The organism is Massilia oculi, assembly GCF_017582745.1.
Classification (GTDB): Bacteria; Pseudomonadota; Gammaproteobacteria; order Burkholderiales; family Burkholderiaceae_D; genus Telluria; species Telluria oculi_A.
The window spans coordinates 151,184-169,829 of record NZ_JAFVIM010000008.1 but is presented as its reverse complement, the minus strand read 5'-3'; the positions used below and the strand labels follow the sequence as shown (position 1 = coordinate 169,829).

Annotated in this window: 18 protein-coding genes; 7 read left to right on the top strand and 11 right to left on the bottom strand. The window is 68.1% G+C overall.

Features of this window, described 5'->3' with window-relative positions:
* Nucleotides 1-98: 98 nt before the first annotated feature.
* Complete coding sequence (locus J3U95_RS11955; protein ID WP_109347794.1) at nucleotides 99-902, top strand: DUF481 domain-containing protein; 804 nt, start codon at nucleotides 99-101, stop codon at nucleotides 900-902.
* On the opposite strand, the gene J3U95_RS11950 is transcribed toward J3U95_RS11955, so the two are convergent.
* From J3U95_RS11950 to J3U95_RS11935, 4 genes are read right to left on the bottom strand one after another with little or no spacing between them, the layout of a single operon-like run.
* Complete coding sequence (locus J3U95_RS11950; RefSeq protein ID WP_208278816.1) at nucleotides 890-2,167, bottom strand: MFS transporter; 1,278 nt, start codon at nucleotides 2,165-2,167, stop codon at nucleotides 890-892. The two genes, J3U95_RS11955 and J3U95_RS11950, sit on opposite strands and share 13 nt — an antisense overlap.
* A 39-nt stretch (nucleotides 2,168-2,206) precedes the next feature.
* Nucleotides 2,207-2,695: a GNAT family N-acetyltransferase gene (locus J3U95_RS11945; protein ID WP_208278815.1), complete on the bottom strand. Its 489-nt coding sequence runs from the start codon at nucleotides 2,693-2,695 to the stop codon at nucleotides 2,207-2,209.
* The gene (locus J3U95_RS11940; protein ID WP_208278814.1) at nucleotides 2,692-3,981 is read right to left on the bottom strand and encodes an MFS transporter; all 1,290 of its coding nucleotides are present in this window, start codon (nucleotides 3,979-3,981) and stop codon (nucleotides 2,692-2,694) included. Before J3U95_RS11940 ends, J3U95_RS11945 begins: the two co-directional genes overlap by 4 nt.
* Nucleotides 3,978-4,298: a thioredoxin family protein gene (locus J3U95_RS11935; RefSeq protein WP_208278813.1), complete on the bottom strand. Its 321-nt coding sequence runs from the start codon at nucleotides 4,296-4,298 to the stop codon at nucleotides 3,978-3,980. Before J3U95_RS11935 ends, J3U95_RS11940 begins: the two co-directional genes overlap by 4 nt.
* A 179-nt stretch (nucleotides 4,299-4,477) precedes the next feature.
* Here J3U95_RS11935 and J3U95_RS11930 point away from each other — a divergent pair, with 179 nt between their 5' ends.
* The 3 genes from J3U95_RS11930 (at nucleotide 4,478) to J3U95_RS11920 (ending at nucleotide 6,176) form a co-directional block, all read left to right on the top strand.
* The gene (locus J3U95_RS11930) at nucleotides 4,478-4,654 is read left to right on the top strand and encodes a DUF3606 domain-containing protein (RefSeq protein ID WP_208278812.1); all 177 of its coding nucleotides are present in this window, start codon (nucleotides 4,478-4,480) and stop codon (nucleotides 4,652-4,654) included.
* Between the two features lie 76 nt (nucleotides 4,655-4,730).
* On the top strand, nucleotides 4,731-5,570 hold the full coding sequence (locus tag J3U95_RS11925; RefSeq protein ID WP_208278811.1) for a glucose 1-dehydrogenase: 840 nt from the start codon (nucleotides 4,731-4,733) through the stop codon (nucleotides 5,568-5,570).
* Entirely contained in the window at nucleotides 5,571-6,176 is a 606-nt protein-coding gene (locus J3U95_RS11920) for a M23 family metallopeptidase (RefSeq protein WP_208278810.1), read from the top strand.
* Here J3U95_RS11920 and J3U95_RS11915 read toward each other — a convergent pair.
* Both J3U95_RS11915 and J3U95_RS11910 read right to left on the bottom strand, forming a co-directional pair.
* Nucleotides 6,133-8,607: a penicillin-binding protein 1A gene (locus tag J3U95_RS11915; RefSeq protein WP_208278809.1), complete on the bottom strand. Its 2,475-nt coding sequence runs from the start codon at nucleotides 8,605-8,607 to the stop codon at nucleotides 6,133-6,135. The two genes, J3U95_RS11920 and J3U95_RS11915, sit on opposite strands and share 44 nt — an antisense overlap.
* Before the next feature lie 91 nt (nucleotides 8,608-8,698).
* A complete protein-coding gene (locus J3U95_RS11910; protein ID WP_208278808.1) occupies nucleotides 8,699-11,512 on the bottom strand; it encodes a bifunctional diguanylate cyclase/phosphodiesterase in 2,814 nt (937 codons plus the stop codon).
* Between the two features lie 105 nt (nucleotides 11,513-11,617).
* Between J3U95_RS11910 and J3U95_RS11905 the strand changes: the two genes are divergently transcribed.
* Complete coding sequence (locus J3U95_RS11905; protein WP_208278807.1) at nucleotides 11,618-12,118, top strand: MarR family winged helix-turn-helix transcriptional regulator; 501 nt, start codon at nucleotides 11,618-11,620, stop codon at nucleotides 12,116-12,118.
* Nucleotides 12,119-12,121: 3 nt separating this feature from the next.
* On the opposite strand, the gene J3U95_RS11900 is transcribed toward J3U95_RS11905, so the two are convergent.
* Nucleotides 12,122-13,243, bottom strand: coding sequence for a YbdK family carboxylate-amine ligase (locus J3U95_RS11900; RefSeq protein ID WP_208278806.1), 1,122 nt, complete (start codon nucleotides 13,241-13,243; stop codon nucleotides 12,122-12,124).
* Complete coding sequence (locus J3U95_RS11895) at nucleotides 13,230-14,459, bottom strand: cation:proton antiporter (protein ID WP_208278805.1); 1,230 nt, start codon at nucleotides 14,457-14,459, stop codon at nucleotides 13,230-13,232. The genes J3U95_RS11900 and J3U95_RS11895 overlap by 14 nt, the downstream gene beginning before the upstream one ends.
* A gap of 390 nt (nucleotides 14,460-14,849) precedes the next feature.
* Here J3U95_RS11895 and J3U95_RS11890 point away from each other — a divergent pair, with 390 nt between their 5' ends.
* Complete coding sequence (locus J3U95_RS11890; protein WP_208278804.1) at nucleotides 14,850-15,611, top strand: ZIP family metal transporter; 762 nt, start codon at nucleotides 14,850-14,852, stop codon at nucleotides 15,609-15,611.
* Between the two features lie 169 nt (nucleotides 15,612-15,780).
* On the top strand, nucleotides 15,781-16,293 hold the full coding sequence (locus tag J3U95_RS11885; protein ID WP_208278803.1) for a PEP-CTERM sorting domain-containing protein: 513 nt from the start codon (nucleotides 15,781-15,783) through the stop codon (nucleotides 16,291-16,293).
* A gap of 6 nt (nucleotides 16,294-16,299) precedes the next feature.
* On the opposite strand, the gene J3U95_RS11880 is transcribed toward J3U95_RS11885, so the two are convergent.
* The 3 genes from J3U95_RS11880 to J3U95_RS11870 are packed head-to-tail and all read right to left on the bottom strand — an operon-like array spanning nucleotide 16,300 to nucleotide 18,631.
* Nucleotides 16,300-16,746 carry a c-type cytochrome gene (locus tag J3U95_RS11880; protein ID WP_208278802.1) on the bottom strand — a complete coding sequence of 149 codons (447 nt, stop codon included), beginning with the start codon at nucleotides 16,744-16,746 and terminating at the stop codon, nucleotides 16,300-16,302.
* A complete protein-coding gene (locus J3U95_RS11875; RefSeq protein ID WP_208278801.1) occupies nucleotides 16,747-17,286 on the bottom strand; it encodes a response regulator transcription factor in 540 nt (179 codons plus the stop codon).
* A complete protein-coding gene (locus tag J3U95_RS11870) occupies nucleotides 17,273-18,631 on the bottom strand; it encodes an ATP-binding protein (protein ID WP_208278800.1) in 1,359 nt (452 codons plus the stop codon). The genes J3U95_RS11875 and J3U95_RS11870 overlap by 14 nt, the downstream gene beginning before the upstream one ends.
* Between the last annotated feature and the right edge of the window lie 15 nt (nucleotides 18,632-18,646).

Genomic DNA, 18,646 nt, shown 5'->3' with positions numbered 1-18,646 from the left:
TACTCGCGGCTACCACCACGGTCGCGCACGATCCACGAACGATGGGCCGGTCGCCCTGGGCGCGCCACGCGGTACGGCGCGGCCCATGCGGCCGCTAGATGCTGATGAAACCACTCTCGATCCTGGCGCTGGCCTTGGCTGGCATCCCGGGTGCGGCGCTTGCCGCTCCCGATCTTCCCCAAATCGGCGACGTCCACGCGCCGCTCGCCGTCGCGATGCCGGCGATTCCTGATGGCGGCTGGTTCACCTCCGCCGAACTGGGCGCGATCACGACTTCGGGCAATACCAACGGCACCTCCGTCACGGGCAAGATCGACGCCCGCCACGAGACGGCGCGCTGGAGCCATGAGTTCATTGCCAGCGGCTACTTCAAGGAAGACGAATACGAGGACGAGTTCGGCGAGCCCGTGAAGAGCCGCTCGGCCCAGCGCTGGGCCACCTCGGCCAAGGCCTCGCTCAAGCTGCTGGGCGACGGCCGCCGCGCCTTCGTGCTGGCCACCCACACCGACGACCGGTTCGGCGCCTATCGCAAGTACTCGACGGTCGGCATCGGTTACGGCTCGCGCTGGTACACGGCGCCCGACAAGACGCTCGACGTCGAGATCGGTCCTGGCTATTCGGTCGGCAAGCGCGACAACGAGGAGGAAGAGCGCGGCATGACTGTGCGCAGCGCGGCCCAGTTCCGCTGGCAGGTCAGCCCCTCGGCCTTCTTCGCCCAGACCGTCAGCGTCGAGAAAGGCACCGGCAATACCCATTCGGTGGCCGAGACCTCGCTGAGCACCAAGATCAACGGCAGCATGCAGATGAAGGCCGGCTTCAGCGTCCGCAACGACAGCGATGTGCCGGACGACAAGAAGAATACCGATACCCAGACCTCGCTGACGATGGTCTATTCGTTCTGACGCCGCCGGCGGCCGAGCAGCGCCAGCGCCGCCAGGCTGACCAGCGATGCCGCACTGAGATAGTAGCCGACCTGCGCCAGGCCATACCTGGTGCCCAGCCACAGCGCGATATAGGGCGCCACCGATGCCCCCAGGATGCTGGCGAGATTGAAGGTCAATGAAGCGCCGGTATAGCGCACCTCGGCCGGGAACAGCTCGGCCAGGAATGTGCCGAGCGGGCCATAGACGAAGCCCACCAGCGACATCCCCAGCACCATGAAGATCCCCACTGGCAGCCAGGCGCCGGCGCCGAACAGGGGACCATACAGCAGGCCGAAGCTGCCGATCGCCACGCTCACCAGGATCAGCGCCACGCGCCGTCCGACGCGGTCGGCCAGCAGCGCCGACAAGGGGACGGTCAGGGCAAAGAACACGATCGCGAACAACTGCAGCAGCAGGAATTGCTGGCGCGTGAAACCCAACCGGGTCGTGCCCCAGGTGAGCGCGAACACCGTCATCAGGTAGAAGAAGGCGAAGCCGCCCATCGCCGCCAGCGCGCCCAGCAGCATGGTGCGGCCATGCTCGCGCACCACCGTCACCATCGGCAGTTTCACCTGGGCGCCGCGCGCCTGCACCCGCTGGAAGTCGGGCGTCTCGGTGATTTTCAGGCGGATGTACAGGCCGACCGCGACCAGCAAGGCGCTGGCCAGGAAGGGAACGCGCCAGCCCCAGCTGAAGAAGGCTTCGTCGCTCATCGCCTCTCCCAGCAGCAGGAAGGTGGCGCCGGACAGGAAGAAGCCGATCGGCGCTCCCAGTTGTGGAAACATGCCGAACCAGGCGCGCTTGCCCGGCGGCGCGTTCTCGGTGGCGAGCAGCACCGCCCCGCCCCACTCTCCACCGAGGCCGAGCCCCTGGCCGAAGCGGCACAGCGCCAGCAGCAGCGGGGCCGCCACGCCGATCTGGGCGTAGGTGGGCAGCAGGCCGATGACAATGGTCGAGATGCCCATCGTGAGCAGGGCCGCGACCAGGGTCGACTTGCGGCCGATGCGGTCGCCGAAGTGGCCGAACAGGGCCGAACCGACCGGACGGGCCAGGAAGGCGATGGCGAAGGTCGCCAGCGATTGCAGGGTCGCGGCGGCGGGGTCAAGGGCCGGAAAGAACAGCTGGGGGAACACCAGCACCGCGGCGGTGGCGTAGATGTAGAAGTCGTAGAACTCGATCGTGGTGCCGATCAGGCTGGCGAAGAGGACGGTGCCGGGTTTGGTGGCGGGGGCGGTTGCGGCCATGGGAGATCTCCTGTAGATCTCGCACATACGCCGCGCACATCATTCCGGATGCTCTGCCTTTTGGCTCCATTCGAGTTCAAGGGTGGCCTCGTCGACTCGCACGGGCGTGAAACCCAGCCTGTCGTAAAGCCGGCGTGCGGCCAGGTTCCCGGTGCGGACACGCAATGTAATGCGCTCGCATTCATCCTGCAGCGCGCGCAGGACGCTGCCGGCGATGCCCTTGCGGCGCGCGGCCAGCGCCACCGACAGGTCCACCACCCGCAGCACGCCATCCGACTCCGCCAGCACGACGCGCGCTAGCGGGACCTCCCCTTCGGTCACCAGCCAGGTCTCGAGTGCGGCGAAGCGACGCGCATAATCCTCGACCTGCATCGCGCGCTGATGGCGCGCGATGCCTTCGATGACGCCGCGCGGCACCGGCAGCGCGCCGAGGTCCGGACGGGAGTCGAGGTAGAGCGCGTCGAGGAAGGCTTCATCGGCGGAGGTGGGAGTCCGCGCCCCGAGATGCCCGAAGCGACGCCCGCTCACCTCGCGGCGGCCGGCACCAGGCCCCTGGCCAGCGCCAGGGCTGCCAGGCTGACGAGGGCCGCGCCGCTCAGGTAATAGCCGACGAATTCCAGCCCGTGGTTGGTGGCCAGCCACAGCGCGATATACGGCGCCACCGACGCGCCGAGGATGCCGGCGAAGTTGAAGGTGAGCGAGGCGCCGGTGTAGCGCACCTCGGCCGGGAACATTTCTGCCAGCAAGGTGCCGAGCGGGCCGTAGGTGAAGCCGACCAGGCACATGCCGAGCACCATGAACAGGGTGACCGCGACCCAGCCGCCGGCGCCGAACAGCGGCCCGTACAGCAGGCCGAACGCGGCGATCGCGGCGCTCACCAGCATCATGGCGGTGCGCCGCCCGCGGCTGTCGGCCAGCAGCGCCGACGGCGGAATCGTCAGCGCGAAGAACACCACCGCGAACAGCTGCAGCACCAGGAATTCCTGGCGCGTATAGCCCAGCTGCGCCGTGCCCCAGCTCAGGGCGAACACCGTCATCAGGTAGAAGATGACGAAGGTCGACAAGGCGGTGAGGGTTCCGAGCACCAGCGCGCGGCGGTGGTCGCGCAGCACCGCCACCATCGGCACCTTGACCCGCGCCTTTTGGTCCAGCACCTTCTGGAAGTCGGGGGTCTCGGTGATCTTCAGGCGGATGTACAGGCCTACCGCCACCAGCAAGGCGCTGGCCAGGAAGGGAATCCGCCAGCCCCAGGCGAAGAAGGCGTCGTCGCTCATCAGCTCGCCCAGCAACAGGAACACGCCGCCCGACAGGAAGAAACCGATCGGCGCGCCCAGCTGGGGGAACATGCCGTACCAGGCGCGCTTGCCCGGCGGCGCGTTCTCGGTCGCGAGCAGCACCGCCCCGCCCCATTCGCCGCCCAGGCCCAGTCCTTGGCCGAAGCGGCACAGCGCCAGCAGCAGCGGCGCCGCCACGCCGATCTGGGCATAGGTGGGCAGCATGCCGATCAGGATGGTCGAGATGCCCATCGTGAGCAGGGCCGCCACCAGGGTCGCCTTGCGGCCGATACGGTCGCCGAAGTGGCCGAACACGGCCGAGCCGACCGGGCGCGCGAAGAAGGCGATGGCGAAGGTCGCCAGCGATTGCAGCACGGCCGCGCCCGGGTCGGCGGCCGGAAAGAACAGGCGCGGAAATACCAGCACCGCGGCGGTGGCATAGATGTAGAAGTCGTAGAACTCGATCGTGGTGCCGATCAGGCTTGCAAACAGGACGGTGCGGGGCTTGTTGCCCGCGGCTTGCGCCGCCGCCTCGCTCATGCACCCGCCTGGGCCAGGGCCTGGCGCACCGCGTCGGCGTCGACCGGACGCACCACGCGCGCCACTTCCTGGCCATCCTTCAGCACCACGACCGTCGGCCACAGCTTGATGCGGAACGAGCGGCCCAGCGGGCGGCCCGGGCCGTCCTCGACCTTGATGTGGCGGGCGGCCGGATAGTCGCCCAGCGCCTGGTCGATCAGCGGCTCGGCGGCGCGGCAATAGCCGCACCAGTTGGCGCCGAAGTCGAGGGCGACCAGGCCCTGGGTGGCGTCGATGGAGCTGCGTTCGGGTTGGGAAGTAGCGTAGGGGGCGGCCATGGAGTCTCCTGATGATCGGTATTTATTGCTATTCGAATACCGCAAGCCTACCTCAAAACGCGGCGGCTGGCATGCCGGCGCGCTTGGCGAGCCGGATCTCCACCTAGCGTGTGGCACCTAACGGAACCTGGCTCCCGAGGCTGTCACCCTGTGACTCATCGTCTTATCAGGAGCACATCATGTCGGATGACTTGAACAAGCGCGGCCAGCAGGACCGTACGCGCATCAATATGCACGAAGAGCACGAGGTGCGTTACTGGACCGAAGCGCTGGGCGTGACCCGCGAGGAGTTGCAGCGTGCCGTCGACCAGGTCGGCGTAAGCGCGGCAGCAGTGCGCGAACACCTCGGCCGCTGACCGGCATCCCGTTCGATCGGGCGGACCGGCCGCCGGCCGGTCCGCGCTCTCTTTTCACCCAGACATGGAGCACACAATGGAAATTCCGAAGCAACAGCAGCAACCGCCCGGCCACGAAGCCGCGTTGAACCCGCAAGCCGACCATGGCGAAACCAGCTATCGCGGATCGAGCCGCCTGCAGGGCAAGGCCACCGTGATCACCGGCGGGGACAGCGGCATCGGCCGCGCGGTCGCGCTGGCCTTCGCGCGCGAAGGCGCCGACGTCCTGATCTCTTACCTCGATGAGCACGACGATGCGAAAGAGACCGCGCGCCTGGTCGAGGAAGCCGGGCGCCGCGCCATCCTGGTGCCGGGCGACATCGCCGAGCGCGCCCATTGCCGCGCCATCATCGACAAGGCGGTGGCCGAGTTCGGCCGCATCGACGTGCTGGTGAATAACGCCGCCTTCCAGATGTCGCACGACTCGCTCGACGAGATCCCGGACGACGAATGGGACTATACCTTCAAGGTGAACATCACCGCCATGTTTCATCTTTGCAAGGCAGCGGTGAAGCATATGGCGCCCGGCTCCTCGATCATCAATACCACCTCGATCAACTCGGACAATCCGAAGCCCACCCTGCTGCCATATGCCACCACCAAGGGCGCGATCGCCAACTTCAGCGCCGGCCTGGCCCAGTTGCTGGCCGACAAGGGCATCCGCGTGAACTCGGTGGCGCCGGGCCCGATCTGGACGCCGCTGATTCCGTCGACGATGCCGCCGGAACAAGTCGAGAACTTCGGCAGCCAGGTGCCGATGAAGCGCGCCGGCCAGCCGAAGGAAGTGGCGCCGGTGTTCGTGATGCTGGCGTCCGATGAGGCGAGCTATATCTCGGGGGCGCGTATCGCCGTCACGGGCGGCACGCCGATCCTGTAAATGGCTGTCCTCCTGCGCACCCTTTTCGCCGCCATCGTCCTGGTGCTGGCGTATGGCCTGCTCGAGCCCTACATCGAGCGGGCCCTGTACACCATGCGGCTGGCCGCCATGCCCAAGCCGCAGGCGCTGCCGGTGCCGGTCGAGGGCGTGCGCCAGCGCGCGCTGCGCGACACCTGGGGCGGCGCGCGCAGCGAGGGCCGCAAGCACGAGGGAATCGACATCTTCGCCAGGCGCGGCACGCCGGTGGTGTCGAGCACCGAAGGCATCGTCACCCAGGTGGGCACCAACCGCCTCGGCGGCCTGGTCGTGTGGGTGCTGGGACCCGGCGGGCAGCGCCACTACTACGCCCACCTGGACAGCTATTCGGACGTCCAGCCGGGCATGCGCATCGAGGCCGGCCGGGTGCTGGGCCATGTCGGCGACACGGGCAATGCCAAGGGCACGCCGCCGCACCTGCACTACGGGATCTACGACACCGGTGGCGCCATCAATCCCTATCCGCTGCTGAAGGCCGATCCGGCCCTGGTCGGAACCCCAGCGGCGGCGCCGGCATCGGCGTCGGCTACAGCTCCGACGGCGTCGGGAACCCGGTCGGCGGCGCGCTAGGCGGAGGCGCCGCCTCGAGCGGTTCGATCGGAGGCTCTACCGCCTCGGGCGGCGGCGCCACCGGCATTTCCTCCGGGCCGCCTTCCGGTACGATTTCCTGGGCCTCGTCCATGAAGATCTCTTCCGGCTCCTCTTCCACCACGTAGCGCCGCGGCTCCGGCGGGCGCCAGCCGGGCAAGGTGGCCTTGGCGTCCAGGCTGCCGGCATCAAAAGCGCCGCGGAAGAAGTCGCCCACCACCAGCGCCGCATTGTGTCCGCCCTGCCCCCAGTAGCTGCTGCGGATGGTGACCCGGTTGTCGTTGAAGCCGACCCAGGCCCCGGCCACCAGGTTCGGGTGCATCATGATGAACCAGCCGTCCTGGTTGTTCTGGCTGGTGCCGGTCTTGGCCGCCAGGTCGCCGCGGATGCCGAAGCGGCTGCGTACGCCATTGCCGGTGCCACGGGTGACGACGCCGCGCAGCATGTCGATCAGGGCTTCGGCCGACTCGCGCGACATCGCGCGCTCGGGCTGGCCGGTGCCGAAATCGGCGATCACGTTGCCCTCGCGGTCCTCGATGGTGCGGACAAAGATCGGCTTGTGGTACTCGCCCAGCGCCGCGATGGTGGCATAGCTGCTCACCATCTCGAGCAGGGTGACCGGGCTGGTGCCCAGGGCCAGCGAGGGCACGGCTTCGAGCCTGCTCTGGCGGATGCCCAGGCCCTGGGCCAGGCGCACGATGGGCTGGATGCCGACTTCATGGCTCACCTGGGCGGTGATCGTGTTCTTCGAGAACACCAGGCCGTCGCGCATCGGCATCGAGCGGCCGCTGTTGCCGTCCATATCGGTCGGCTTCCACACCTCGCCATGGTCGCCCTTGAATTCCAGCACAACGTCGCGGTAGGCCTGGTCGGGCGGGATGCCGCGCTCGAGCGCCGCGCCATAGACGAAGGGCTTGAAGGTCGATCCCGGCTGGCGCGCGGCCTGGGCCACGTGGTCGTACTGGTCGCGCTCGAAGTCGCGGCTGCCGACCCAGGCCTTGACCTCGCCGCTGGCCGGGTCGACCGCGACGAAGCCCGCCTCCAGGCGCGACTTGGCGCTTTTCAGTTCATTCATGAAGCCGCGGTCGGCCTTCAGGCGCTTGAGAGCCGCCGCCGGCTCCTCGCCCTCTTCGACCGCGCTGCGATAGGCGCCGCTCTCGCGCACGAAGGCGTCCAGCGCGCGCGCATTGGTGATCCAGTAGTAGGAGAACGGATCGATGTTCGGGCGGATCGCCGTATAGGTGGCGGTGGCGGTCGAACGGGGCACGTTGGGGTTGGCCCACTCGACGTCGGCGATCGCCTGCAGGATGTCGGCCTGGCGCCGCACCGCGCGCTCGGCCGCCGCCTGCAGTTCAGGGTCGAGCGTGGTGCGCACCACCAGGCCGTCGAGCTGCAGGTTGTAGTCGTTCTCGTCGGCCCAGTCGAGCAGCCACTTGCGCACGTGGTGGGTGAAATGGTCGTCCTTGCCGCTGCGGTCGGGCAGGCGCGCGAAGCGCAGGCGCAGCGGCCGCTTGACCAGTTGCGCATAACGCTTGTCGTCGAAGGCGCCGTGCTTTCGCATCTGGCCCAGCACCACGTTGCGGCGCGCCAGCGAGCGTTCCGGGTTGGCCACCGGATTGTAGTAATGGGTGCCCTTGAGCATGCCGACCAGGGTCGCCGACTCCAGCACGTCGAGCTTGAGGGCCGGCTTGCCGAAATAGGTCCGCGCCGCCATCTCGATGCCGTAGGCGTTGTACAGGAAAGGCACCGTGTTCAGGTAGGCTTCCAGGATCTGCGTCTTGCTGTAGGTGTTCTCGATCTTGATCGCCGTGATCAGTTCCTTCATCTTGCGGTTCACGCTGCGCGCGCGGCCGATCTCTTGCGGGAACATATTGCGCGCCAGCTGCTGGGTGATCGTCGAGCCGCCCTGCGGGTCGCCCTTGATGCTGGCCCAGAGCGCGCCAGCGACGCGCTTGAAGTCGACGCCGTGGTGCTGGTAGAAGCGGTGGTCCTCGGTCGAGATCAGCGCCTCGACCACGTGCGGCGACACCTGCGACAGCTTGACGCGCTCCTGCAGGCCCTTCTCGAAGGTGCCGAGCGGCCGGCCGCCGGCGTCCAGGATCACGGACGGGCGCGAGCGGCTGACCTGTTCCAGGTCGTCGATGCCGGGAGTGAACGGGATCAGGATCAGGAGCCAGGCCAGCACCGCCATCAGGCCGGCGGCCATGCTCCAGAGCGCGACCAGGGCCAGCTTGACCGGCAGCGGCCGGCCGTGCAGGCGCGCGCGGGCGCCGGTCTTGAGGGCGCCGGCCCGGGTCGAGGCGCCGGCCAGCAGGCGCCGGGCGATGCGCCGCGAGAGCTGCTTGATGCGTTGCTGCACGGTTTGCGCGGTATCCGCGGTGTCCGTGTTCTCGTTGTCCTGTTGTTGGTCCACTCGCTCTACCTGCCCTGATCAAAGTAACAATGTGGCGCAAGTATAGCCGACCGCGACGGCCGCCACGGCACGGGACGGGAAGTACTGGGCCTTAGGCGGTGCTGGCAGCGGGCTCCACCCGCCCGGCGCGCAGCAGCGCCTCGACCCGCGTGGCCGGCTGCGGTCGGCTGTAGACGTGGCCCTGGACCTCGTCGCAGCCGCAGCCGCGCAGGTAGTCGAGCTGCTCGATCGTCTCCACCCCTTCGGCGATCACCTGCATGCGCAGGCCGTGCGCCAGCGAGATGATGGCGTCGACCAGGGCCGCGCCATCCGGGTTGCCCACGATGTCCTGCACGAAGGAGCGGTCGATCTTGAGCACGTCCACCGGCAGGCGCTTCAGGTATTGCAGGCTCGAGTAGCCGGTGCCGAAGTCGTCGATGGACAGCTTGACGCCCATGCGCTTCAGGCATTCCATCGTGTGGATGGCGGCGTCGGCGTCGGCCATCATCATGCTCTCGGTAAGCTCGATCTCGAGCGAGGCCGGCGCCAGCCCGGTCTCGACCAGCACCTGGGCCACGGTGTCGACCAGGTCGGGTTCGGCGAACTGGCGCGCCGACAGGTTGACCGCGATGCGCAGCGGCCCCAGGCCGGCGCGCTGCCAGCGCCGGTTCTGGCGGCAGGCGGTGCGCAGCACCCAGGCGCCGATTGGCACGATCAGGCCGGTCTCTTCGGCCAGGGCGATGAAGCGGTCGGGCCGCACGGTGCCCAGCAGCGGATGGCGCCAGCGGATCAGCGCCTCGTTGCCGACCACGCGGCCGCTGGCCAGGTCGACCTGGGGCTGGAAATGCAGCTCGAACTGGTCCTCCTGCAGCGCATGGCGCAGCGCGCTCTCCAGGGCCAGCCTGTCGAAGGCCTGGGCGTTCATGTGCGGCGCATAGAACTGCACGCCGTTGCGGCCGATGGCCTTGGCGCGGTACATCGCGATCTCGGCGTGCTTGACCAGGGTGTCGGCGTCCAGCCCGTCGGCCGGGAACGCGGCCACGCCGGCGCTGCAGCTGAGCACCAGGCGCTGGCCGGCCAGCTGGATCGGTTCGCCCACCGCCTCGCGCACCTGCTGGATGCGGGCCGCGGCCTGGCGTTCGTCGGCCACGCCGACCAGCACCAGCACGAAGTCGTCGCCGCCGACCCGGGCCGCGGTATCGACCGGCCGCAGCGCGCCCGTGATGCGCGCGGCGAGCATGCGCAGCGCCTCGTCGCCGGCACGGCGGCCGAGGGTGTCGTTGATCAGCTTGAAGTGGTCGAAGTCGAGCAGCACGGTCCATACCGGCATGCCGCCGGCATTGGCGATGGCGCGCTCGATGCGGTCAGACAGCAGGGACCGGTTGGCCAGCCCGGTGAGCGTGTCGTAGTGGGCATGGCGCTCGAGCTCGGCCTCGTAGCGCTTGGCAGTGGTGACGTCGTAGACCGTGACCACGAAATGTCCGGCCTGGCCGTCGGGACGGCGCACCGGCGCCACGTAGACGTCGCTGATCAGCTCCACGCCGTCGCGGGTATGGGCCGTGACCAGGGCGTGCTCCTCGCGCTGCTGGCGCAAGGCCTGGCGCAGCTCTTCCACCGAGGGCTGGTCGGCATCCAGGCCGGCGAGCAGCTTGAGCGGCTGGCCGGCCAGCTCGCGCGCCGGATAGCCGAAGGTGCGCTCGCAGGCCGGGTTGGCGTATTCGATCGGGTAGCCCGGCTGCTGGGCGTCGACCAGCAGGATCGGATTGGCGCTGGCCTCCATCGCGCGTTCGTACAGCCGCAGCGAGCCGGTGGCGCGCTCGAGCGCCGCGGTGCGCTGCTCGACCAGGGCCTGGATGCGGCGCGTGCGCGCCACCCGCTGCTGCACCAGGCCGGCGGCGGCGAAACTCAGGATCAGTCCCAGCACCATGGCCACCAGCTCGGCCATGTGGGCGCCCAGGGCCGGCGGCTGTTCCTCGACCACCACCTGCCACGGACTGCCGGCGATCTCGAACTCTTCCACGTGACGCAGGTTCATGCCGTCCAGCAAGCGCTCCCACCAACCCTCGGGCGTGGCCAGCCTGCCGTGCTGGTAGGCGGTGACCACGTTGCCGAGGGCGTCGGGGCCGCGCAGCGACAAGGCGAAATTGTCGTCGTCGAGCAGGCGCACCGCCTCCAGGGTGCCGCCCACTAGCTGGGCGACGTCGATCACCACCTCGGTGGAGCCGACCACGGCCGCGCGCCGCTCCGGCGTCGCCAGGGGCCGCGCGCCGGGCCGGTAGACCGGCAGGATGATCAGGATTCCGTGGCGGGCGCCGCCGCCCTGCAGCAGGTTGATGATGGGACTGGCGGCCGGCTCGCCGGTGTCGATCGCACGCTGGGTATCGACCCGCTGCGGCGGATTGGACCAGGCGTCGTAGCCGAACGCGACCTCGTTGCCGACGATCGGCGCCACGTAGTCGTTGACCAGGTAGCGCCAGCGCACGCCGGCCCGGGTCAGGGCGGGCGCGCCGGTCTTGATGCGTTCGCGGATCTCGAAGCCGGGCCAGAAGGCGCGCCGCTTGGCCTCGAAGGCGGCGCGTTCGGCGTCGCCCACGAAGCGTTGGAATATCATTGCCTGCATGTAGCCGTGGCGCGCCACCAGCGGCTGGGCGAAGGAATCGAACTCTTCGCGCGTGATGTCGGCCGAGGCGCGGAAGAACAGGTTGACGGCGCGCGCCGCGTCGGTAGCCTCGGCGAAGGCGCGCGTCACGCCCGCGACCCGCACCACGGCGCGCTGCTCGAACTCGGCCTGGGCGCGGTCGTATTCCATCTTGCGCACCGCGCCGCACAGCAGCGAGGTGAGCACGAGGCCGAGCACGCAGGTGCCCATCGCGGCCCGTGACAGGCCGCGCTCCGGGACACCAGGGCTGGCGGATGCGCTTCGCATGAATCGATGCTAGCGCAGAACGGGGCGTTCGGGGGACTTTCGCATGCCAAGAAAAAGCGCGCTGGCCGGCCCCGCTTTGCGGGCTGTTGCATTATCATCTCGCCCATGCCGCCCGAACCCCATCCAGAATCCCTGCCCGCGTCCCTCGATGCGCCGCCCCAGCGCGTGCTGCGCCAGTTCCGTATCGTCTTCAATGCCGTCAAGACGCATTTTCGCCAGCTCGAGCGCGACTCGGGCCTGGGCGGAGCCCAGGTCTGGGCGCTGTCGGTGATCGAGAACCAGCCGGGCATCGGCGCCACCAGCCTGGGGCGCGCCATGGACATCCACCAGTCGACCGCCAGCAACCTGGTGCGTGGACTGGTCGAGCGCGGCTACGTGGTGGCGGCGCGCGAAGGAGCGGACCGGCGCAACGTCGCGCTGCGCATCTTGCCGGCGGGCCAGGAAGTGCTGCGCCGGGTACCCGGCCCGGCGGCCGGCGTGCTGCCGAGCGCGCTGGCGACGCTGGACGAAGCGACCCTGCTGCGCCTGGAACAGGACCTGGCCATGCTGATCGCCCGCCTGGATGCGGACGAGGCGGCTGGCAAGATACCGCTCAGCCAGTCGTAAGGTCTACACCTCGCCGCGGAATTTCCCCAGCGCCAGATTCACCATCGCCTCGACGCTGCCCTCGTGCTCGTGCACCATGCGCAGCTGTTCGGCGTCGCCTACCGCCTTCGTCACCCGGGACAGGTGGGCCAGCGCGGCGCTGGATCCGAGCCGCTCGGCGTGCGGCGCGATGCGCGCCAGCGTAGCGAGGATGTCGTCGCGCAAGGTGACCGGCTGGTGTTCCTGCGGCATCACGATATTGCCGTCGAGCCCGAAACGGCAGGCCTGGAAGCGGTTGTAGTTGTAGACCAGGTAATCGTCCTCGCGCGGCGGTGGTTCGTTTCCTTCCAGCAGGTAGCTGCACAGGGCTTGCAGGTAGGCGGCCAGGGCCGCCGCATGCTCGACCGTGAGCGGGGTGTCGCAGACGCGCAGCTCGATGGTGCCGTACTCGGGTTTCGGCCTCAGGTCCCAGTAAAAATCCTTCATGCTGCGCACGATGCCGGTGTCTTCCATGCGCTTGAAGTAATCGCGTTCGAAGTCTTCCCATTTCAGCAGGAACGGCGCGCGGCCCGACAGCGGGAAGGCGAACACCGAGTTCAGGCGCGAGGAATGGAACTGGGTGTCGCTGCCCTGCAGGAAGGGCGACGAGGCCGACAGCGCGATGAAGTGCGGGATGTAGCGGTTCAGTGCGTGCAGCAGGAACAAGGCATTGTCGCCGCTGCCGCAGCCGATGTGCACGTGCTGGCCGAACACGGTGAACTGCTTGGCCAGGTAGCCGTACAGCGCCGACACTTCGCGAAACCGCGGCTTTTCGTAGATGCGGCGCTCGGTCCACTGCTGGAACGGATGGGTGCCCCCGCCGCACACGCCCACGTTCAGGCGGTCGCCGGCGCGCAGCAGGGTGTCGCGGATCAGGCGCAGCTCGTCCACCAGCGGCGCGTAGCCGGTATGGATGCTGCTGTTAATCTCGATCATGCTCTCGGTGATCTCGGGCGTGACGGCGCCGGGGAACGGCGCGCGCGCCAGCAGGTCGAGCATGTCCGGCGAGGCCGGGGCCAGGTCGAAATCCGACAGGCCGACGAGCTGCAACTCCAGCTCGACCCCCATGGTCAGCGGTTCCGAGCGCGAAAACTCAGGCAGCGGCATCCTTGTCCTCCTTCACGACATTCTTATGTTTGGCAAAGCCCGACTCGCGCGCGCCGGTCAGCGCGATCTGGGTCAGGATCGGCGCCAGCACCTCCAGGATCATGGCCATCGCGGCCAATGGCGCCAGTGGCGCGAGGGTGTCGAACAGGTCGACGCCCGAGCGCCGGGTCTGCTCGATCAGGATGATGGCGAACACCGTCAGCGGCATGATCGCCACCCCGGTCAGGGCGCCCTTGCGCGCCGAGATGCCCGACACCCGCGCGGTGGCGGTGCACACCGCTACCTTGACCAGGGCGCGCACCAGCAGCAGCAACAGCCCCAGCATCAGGCCTTCGGCGGTCGGCTGCCAGGCGATGGTGGTGGCGACAAAAAAGAACAGCAGCACGGTGAGCAGGTCGCCCAGGGCGCCGAAGTTGCGCTGGGCCGGGCTCAGGGTGACGCGACGGTGGCGCGCCACCAGGCCAAAGGTCAGCGCCGCCAGCACCGGCGACAGTTTCAGGACATGGGTGATCGCCACCAGCAGGAACACGAACACCGCGAACGTCAGCGTGGAATTGGAGCGCACATGGCCGGCCACGCGCTGCCACAGCGGCAGCAGCCAGCCCAGCGCCGCGCCCAGGCCGCTGGACGCCGCCAGCACCACCAGGCCGGTCCAGCTGGCGTGGACCACGTCGCCCGAGGTCTGGAACACGCCGAAACCCACCGTCACGTTGAACACGAACACGGCCAGCACGCAGTTCAGGGCCGTCAGGTGCATGGCGCGCTCGGTCACCTGGCCGCCGCCGCCCTGCTCGTTGACGATGCGCAGCAGGCCGGCCGGCGAGCTGGCCATGGCCAGGGCCGCCAGCAGGCAGGCCGGCAGCACGGCGAGGCCGCAGATGCGCGAGACGTAATACACGGCGGCCCAGGTCAGGCCGGCTTCCAGCACCGAGGTGAGCAGCAGCCAGGGATTGGTGCGCAGCCAGCGCAGGTTGATGCGGTAGCCGAGCTCGAACAGCATCAGGCCGAATCCGAGGTTGGCCAGCATCATGAAGTTGTCGGCCTGGGCCGGCGGCAGATAGCCGCTCGACAGGTTGCCGAACACGAAGCCGCACAAGCCATAGATGGAGATGCGCGGCACATTGGCCCAGCGGTACAGCAGTTCGCCGGTCATCCAGGCCAGCGTCAGCGCCAGCGGCCAGGCCAGCGCATGCGTGAGTGAAAGCAGCTCGCTCATCCAATTCTCCGGTGGGACGCGCCGATCGGCGGCAGGGAGCCGCGCAGGCACGATGGTCCGATTCGGCGCTGGGAGCGCCAGACGCGGCAGATGTGGGAACGCTACGCCGCGTGTCGAAAAATGCCCCCCGACGGATGCGGGGGGCGAAAAGAAACGGGGTGAGCCGCCTCATCGCTGATCGGGGCAACCGAACGCTGCCGGTTGCCACCCAGCTATACTGCACGAAAAATATAATCGTGGCAACCCTATTTGTGCGAATGTACAGACAGGCGATAAGTCGCCCTACCCGTCCGTCAGGATGGTAATCCGTGTCGCCGGCCATCGATTGGCCAGCAGTGCGCACCAAATGTGCCTGAAAATATTAGCATGGATGAAACACAGGGAGGCGCATTGGACACGTTACCGGGGTGGCTGCAGGCGGGTGGCTGGGGATTGCTGGCGGGCGCCGCCCTGCTCCTGGGCGCCTTCATCGGCGTGCGTTTCGCGGTGCCGCCACGGCTGGTGGCGGCCATCATGGCCTTCGGCAGCGGGGTCCTGATCTCGGCGCTGTCGTTCGAACTGATGGACGAGGCGATCGACACCGGCGGCTTCGCCTCCACCGCGACCGGCTTCCTGCTCGGCGCGCTGTTCTACACGGCCGCCAACTGGTGGCTGGCGCGCAAGGGGGCGCGCCACCGCAAGCGTGCCGGGCCGCGCCCGGCGGCGGCGCGCGAGGACAGCAGCGGCGCCGCGCTCGCCTTCGGCGCCCTGCTCGACGGGATTCCGGAGTCGATCGTGATCGGCCTGTCGCTATTGGGTGGCGAAGGCGTCAGCGTGGCGGTGGTGGCGGCAGTCTTCCTGTCCAACCTGCCCGAGGGCCTGTCCAGCGCGGCCGGCATGCGGCAGGCGGGGCGCTCGCCCGCCCACATCTATGGCGTATGGGCCGCGATCGCCCTGTCCTCCGGTGTGGCCGCCCTGCTCGGCTACACGGTATTCCACCAGTTTCCACCCGAAATGCTGGCGGCGACCACCGCGGTGGCCGCCGGCGGCGTGCTGGCGATGGTGGTCGACACCATGATCCCGGAAGCATTCGACGAAACCCACGACTTCGCGGGATTGATCGTGGCCGCCGGATTCCTGGCCGCCTTCGCGCTCAGCAAGCTCGGCAGTTAACAAGGCTGCTGTCGGGAAATTTTACATTCTTGTGCGTATTTACTTACACTTTTATACATAAGTTATTGATTAACAACAAAATAATAGTCAGGCACACTTCCTGCTTAATGTTATAGAGGCGACATCATTGTGATGTCTACGACAATCAACCAGAGAGATGGAGCAACACGTGAAATTGGTAAAAAACCTGATGAAAGCGGCCCTGGCGACCGCCCTGCTGTCGGCCGGCGTTGCCAACGCAGCCCTGTACGAATTCAAGCTCAGCGGCGACTACATCGCGAGCTGGCAGCTGGACACCGAGCGCGATCCGGACAGCTCCGACAACAATGGCGGCCTGACGTTCAACGACGTCGCGGGCAGTTTCCCGGGCTATGAGGCCCTGGACATCACGTTCTTCAATTCGGCGATCAGCGGCGGCCTGCAGCTGTACGATTTCTACACCGACCGCTATGTGCTGACCACCAACGGCCCGCAGCTGTACACCGGCAAGGAATCGCGCCACGAATTCACCCTTGGCACCTTCTCGCTCACCGAATTCGCGGGCTTCGGCAACTACGTCCTGACCATCAGCGACCTCGACGCGCTGCCGGACCCGGTCGAGGTGCCCGAGCCAGCCAGCGCCGCGCTGCTGGCAGCCGGCCTGGGCCTGCTGGCCGCCCGTCGCCGTAAAAACGTCAAATAAGCAGCATCAGGGACGTGGCTCGTCTTGCCGAGCCTCCGTCCCGCCCTGCGTGGCCAGATAGGCCACGATATCCCCGGCCTCACGGTCGCTCAGGAAGCTCATGAAGCGCATCTTGTTTCCGGGGATGACCTTTTCCGAATCGCGGATGAAGGCCGTCAGGTTCGCTTCGTCCCACACTAGCGTCGACGCCTTCAGCGCCGGAGAATAGGCATAGCCCGTCACGCTGCCCGCCTGGCGTCCGAGCACGCCGTTGAGATGCGGCCCGAAGATATGGCCGGCCTTCGGCCCCACTTCGTGGCAACCCGCGCAGCGCGCAAACAGCTTGCGCCCCGCCTCGATCCGGGTCGGCGACGCTTCGCCGGAGGCTTGCGCCACGACCGCCGTGTCGCTGCGGCCGCAGCCGGCCAGGGCGAGCAACAGCAGGACGCCCTGCAGCATTGACGCCAGCCGCATCTATTTCACCCGCTGTTTCTCGAGCTTGCGCGCCAGCGTGCGCCGGTGCATGCCCAGCCGCCGCGCCGCCTCCGAAATATTGAAATCGGTCTCGGCCAGCACGGCGTGGATGCGCTCCCATTCCAGGGTCTTGATCGAGGTCGAGCGGTTCGTGACCTCGACGTCGGTGCTGCCGGCGACGTGGCCGAAGGCGGCTTCGATGTCGTCGGCGTCCGACGGCTTGGCCAGGTATTGCACGGCGCCCAGCTTGATCGCCTCGACCGCGGTGGCGATGCTGGCGAAGCCGGTCAGCACCACGATCAGCATGTCCGGGTCGTGCTCGTGCAGCAGCTGCACGCAGGCCAGGCCCGAGGTATTCCCTTTCAGCTTGAGGTCGACCACGGCGTAGCCGGGGTTGTGCTGGGCCAGCAGGGCTTGCGCCTCGTCGTGGCCGGTCGCGCCCAGCACGCGGTAGCCGCGCCGCTCGAAGGAGCGGCTCAGGGTGCGGGCGAAGGCTTCGTCGTCTTCGATGATGAGCAGCAGCGGCTCAGGATTCTGCATCGTCTATTTCCTCTTCGAGTTCGATCGCCGCCAGCGGCAGGCGCACGGACACCTCGGCCCCGCCGCCCTCGTCCTGGCGCCGGTTGCGCGCCGTGACGGTGCCGCCGAGTTTACGCACGACGTTCACCGCCAGGAACAGCCCCAGGCCGCCACCGGGCTTGCCCTTGGTCGAGTGATAGGGCTTGCCGAAATGGGCCAGCATGCTGGGCGCGAAGCCGGGGCCGCGGTCGAATACCGTCAGCACCAGCGTGCGCTCGTCGATGTGGGCGTCCATATAGACCCAGTCGGGCGAGGCCTCGAGCGCGTTGTCGAGCAGGTTGTCGACCGTCTGGCGCAGCGCCGAATCGCTCGCGACCGGCAGGTCTTCGGCGATCCGGTTATTGTAGATGAAGGTGCGCACCGGCCGGCTGGCCTCCCACCCTACGGCGAGCTGGTCGAGGAAGCGGCTGATCGTGGTGCGCTCGGCCGACTCGCCGCGCGCCTCGCCGGCCGACAGCAGGATGCCGCTGACGATGGCCTTGCAGCGCTTGAGCTGGGTCTGCATTTCGGTGAGTTCGCCCAGCAGCTCGGGATCGTCGCGGAAGGCCGGCATGCGCTTCCAGTCGCCCAGGATCACCGAGACCGTCGACAGCGGCGTGCCCAGCTCGTGGGCGGCGCCGCTGGCGAGCAGGCCCATGCGCACGATGTGCTCTTCCTCGGCCGCGCGCTGGCGCAGCGCGGCCAGCTGGGTCGCCTTGTCGCGGACGTTGTCCGAAATGCGCGAGATGAACATCACCAGCAGCGCGGCGTTGAGCGCGAAGCAGACCAGCAGGCCTTGCACGTACAGGCTGCCGATGCCGCGCGCATGGTCGAACGGCAGCGCGAGCGGCTGGGCGTAGATGGCGAGACCGGCCATGCAGGCGATCGTGACCAGCACGATGCTCCAGGTCCACAGCACGTCGAGCAGCACGGCCGAGACGATCACCTGCAGCAGGTACAGGAAGGCGAAGGGATTGGTGGTGCCGCCCGACAGGTAGAGCAGCACGGTGAGGCTGGAGACGTCGACCAGGATCGCCAGGAACATCTCGCCATTGGAGACCGGGCGCCGTTCGTGCCAGCGCAGGTGGCTGGCGACGTTGAAGGCGATCAGGCAGGCCAGCACCTGCAGCATGTGCACCAGCGGCAGCTCGATCCGGAAGATCATGATGGCCGAGGCGATGGTGGTGATCTGGCCGATGACGGCGATCCAGCGCAGCTCGATCAGCTGCAGCATGTTCTTGTGGCCGGCCGCGAACTCGACGTTGGCGGCGGCGGCCGACGGCGACGAGCGCGCCGCCCTGGCAAAGAAATCCAGCGGAGATTGCATCAAAACCCGTTATAT

Coding starts and splice junctions, on each gene's coding strand:
- J3U95_RS11900 (WP_208278806.1), bottom strand. CDS start 13,243: ATGCCGCTGCCTGAGTTTTCGCGCTCGGAACCGCTGACCATGGGGGTC.
- J3U95_RS11955 (WP_109347794.1), top strand. CDS start 99: ATGCTGATGAAACCACTCTCGATCCTGGCGCTGGCCTTGGCTGGCATC.
- J3U95_RS11940 (WP_208278814.1), bottom strand. CDS start 3,981: ATGAGCGAGGCGGCGGCGCAAGCCGCGGGCAACAAGCCCCGCACCGTC.
- J3U95_RS11935 (WP_208278813.1), bottom strand. CDS start 4,298: ATGGCCGCCCCCTACGCTACTTCCCAACCCGAACGCAGCTCCATCGAC.
- J3U95_RS11920 (WP_208278810.1), top strand. CDS start 5,571: ATGGCTGTCCTCCTGCGCACCCTTTTCGCCGCCATCGTCCTGGTGCTG.
- J3U95_RS11895 (WP_208278805.1), bottom strand. CDS start 14,459: ATGAGCGAGCTGCTTTCACTCACGCATGCGCTGGCCTGGCCGCTGGCG.
- J3U95_RS11925 (WP_208278811.1), top strand. CDS start 4,731: ATGGAAATTCCGAAGCAACAGCAGCAACCGCCCGGCCACGAAGCCGCG.
- J3U95_RS11880 (WP_208278802.1), bottom strand. CDS start 16,746: ATGCGGCTGGCGTCAATGCTGCAGGGCGTCCTGCTGTTGCTCGCCCTG.
- J3U95_RS11950 (WP_208278816.1), bottom strand. CDS start 2,167: ATGGCCGCAACCGCCCCCGCCACCAAACCCGGCACCGTCCTCTTCGCC.
- J3U95_RS11930 (WP_208278812.1), top strand. CDS start 4,478: ATGTCGGATGACTTGAACAAGCGCGGCCAGCAGGACCGTACGCGCATC.
- J3U95_RS11910 (WP_208278808.1), bottom strand. CDS start 11,512: ATGCGAAGCGCATCCGCCAGCCCTGGTGTCCCGGAGCGCGGCCTGTCA.
- J3U95_RS11905 (WP_208278807.1), top strand. CDS start 11,618: ATGCCGCCCGAACCCCATCCAGAATCCCTGCCCGCGTCCCTCGATGCG.
- J3U95_RS11870 (WP_208278800.1), bottom strand. CDS start 18,631: ATGCAATCTCCGCTGGATTTCTTTGCCAGGGCGGCGCGCTCGTCGCCG.
- J3U95_RS11875 (WP_208278801.1), bottom strand. CDS start 17,286: ATGCAGAATCCTGAGCCGCTGCTGCTCATCATCGAAGACGACGAAGCC.